Annotated in this window: 3 protein-coding genes; 2 read left to right on the top strand and 1 reads right to left on the bottom strand. The window is 52.5% G+C overall.

Annotation, left to right across the window (positions count from 1 at the left end; translation table 11 throughout):
• Both BP727_RS05285 and BP727_RS05280 read left to right on the top strand, forming a co-directional pair.
• A partial coding sequence (locus tag BP727_RS05285) for a hypothetical protein (protein WP_286857733.1) occupies nucleotides 1–427 on the top strand: 427 nt, incomplete at its 5' end.
• Nucleotides 428–541: 114 nt separating this feature from the next.
• Nucleotides 542–778, top strand: a complete 237-nt coding sequence (locus BP727_RS05280) for a hypothetical protein (RefSeq protein WP_286857731.1) — start codon at nucleotides 542–544, stop codon at nucleotides 776–778.
• On the opposite strand, the gene BP727_RS05275 is transcribed toward BP727_RS05280, so the two are convergent.
• On the bottom strand, nucleotides 779–1,882 hold a 1,104-nt coding region (locus tag BP727_RS05275; protein WP_286857730.1), incomplete at its 5' end, for an IS256 family transposase. It abuts the gene before it with no gap.

The following is a 1,882-nucleotide window of genomic DNA, read 5'->3' as shown; positions in this document are numbered from 1 at the left end:
TTATACTTTTGTTAAACTTCTGCTAACCAAGACCATAGATACGATTGCGCGGTTTGACGATATCATTCATGAGATCGTTGTAGATGGGAGAATTATTTATAGGGCATATCTAATGCGTTCACAAAGGGTAAAGTTTTGGTTTACAGACAAAACCAAATATCCCGAAGAGATCACAAATATCTTCTCGATAGCTGATGTTCCTAAATACGTCTGGGTCTTCGAGATTAGTAATCCCGAGTTGAAGAAGTTAGATCGCTCTGTTGGAAGCATTATCTTCGATGCAAGCATCTCTAATAAAAACCCTAGACCGATTCTGATTACACTGCCCAAGTTTATGCTATGGTATGATGAAGGTGAAAGGGAAATGAAAGTGTATGATACGCCAATCTATGATTCTGTGCCGTTATTTCGCTCCAGCACAAATTAGGAAGCATATTGTTCTGGGTAGCCGTATCATATTTCTTCGGCTCGTATTGGAGTGAGTATTGTTTTCGCGAAAACGTCCCCCGGCGGCGAGGTTACCGATGATCACGACGCCGTGATGCTGTTTAGATATGACGTTCCCATGGACTGGGGTTCGAGCACCGCCAGGTGCGATATGCGACCGGTCGCAGGGCAGGAACTTGAGTACGAGGTGCAGCTTGTGATGTTCCCATGGAATAGAGTTGGAGCATTGGAGGTGCGAGTTGCGACCTTATCTGCAAGGTTCGAGCCGATGAAGCCGGCGGTAACGTCTCAGATCTTCTGTAATTTGGCTGAGCCCTGTCTCCTTGCCTGATCATTCCTTCTCCATGGTCAAATACCTTCTGCCGGTGACCCACTCCTCGTTGATGTCCATCAGGATGGATCCGACCAACCGGAGAAGGGATTCCTCGTTCGGGAACACGCCTACAACCTTGGTTCTCCGTTTCAGTTCCCTATTGACCCGCTCCATCATGTTCGTAGTTCTGAGCCGTTTCCCGTGCGGTTTTGGGAATGCCGTATAACTCATGAGCCCCGGGAGGAATCGCTCGATGGTGTTGGCTGCTTTCCGGTATCCCCTGGCATTCAGGTCATCAGCGAGATCCTGGAGTCTCTGCTCATTCCCATAGGCCTCCTTCAGCCCCTCTACAACCTCTTTCTGATGTTTCCGGGGAATATTCCTCAAGACGGCCCGGGTACAATGCACCTGACACATCTGCCAGGATGCGCCGAGGAAGGCGGCTTCAGCCGCCTTCTGGATGCCGGTATGCCCATCCGAGATGACCAGTTGAACCCCGGTAAGTCCCCGTTCTTTGAGGTTCTCGAACAGTCCCGACCAGAATTCTTCATTCTCACAGTCGGTGATCCTAGCTCCCAGGATCTCCCGGTAGCCGTCGTCCCGGACGCCGGCGACCACCAGGACCGCTTTGGTGACGTATCGTGCTCCGTCCCGGATTTTGTAGTAGGAGGCATCCACGAAGAGGTATGGGATAGCCTGTTCGATCGGCCGCAGGAGGAATGCCTGCACCTGGTCGTCGAGGTCCTTGGCCATCCGGGAGACCGAAGCCGGGGAAAGCTGATCGATCCCCAGATGACTGACGATCTCCTGGATCTTTCTCGTCGAAACTCCCTGGAGGTAGGATTCGACGATTGCGTTCACCAGAGCTTTCTCCACCCGGGCATAGCGCCCGAAGACCTGCGTCTCGAACGGGAACTCGCGGAACTGGGGTTTCCGGAGGACTGTCTCCCCGTATCGGGTCTTGAGGGATCGGTCCTTGTACCCGTTCCGATGCGCTTTCCGCGCATCGGTGCGCTCGTACTGGGCAGCTCCTGCCTGCTGGAGGGCCTCTGCGAGCATCACCTGGTTGAGGAACCAGGTGATGAGGTTCTTCATGCCATTCTCCTGATCGGAAAGATAATC

It is taken from the genome of Methanosaeta sp. UBA356 (genome assembly GCF_002496465.1).
Taxonomy (GTDB): domain Archaea; phylum Halobacteriota; class Methanosarcinia; order Methanotrichales; family Methanotrichaceae; genus Methanothrix; species Methanothrix soehngenii.
The sequence above is the reverse complement of the archived record's forward strand: the minus strand, read 5'-3'. Positions and strand labels throughout refer to the sequence as shown.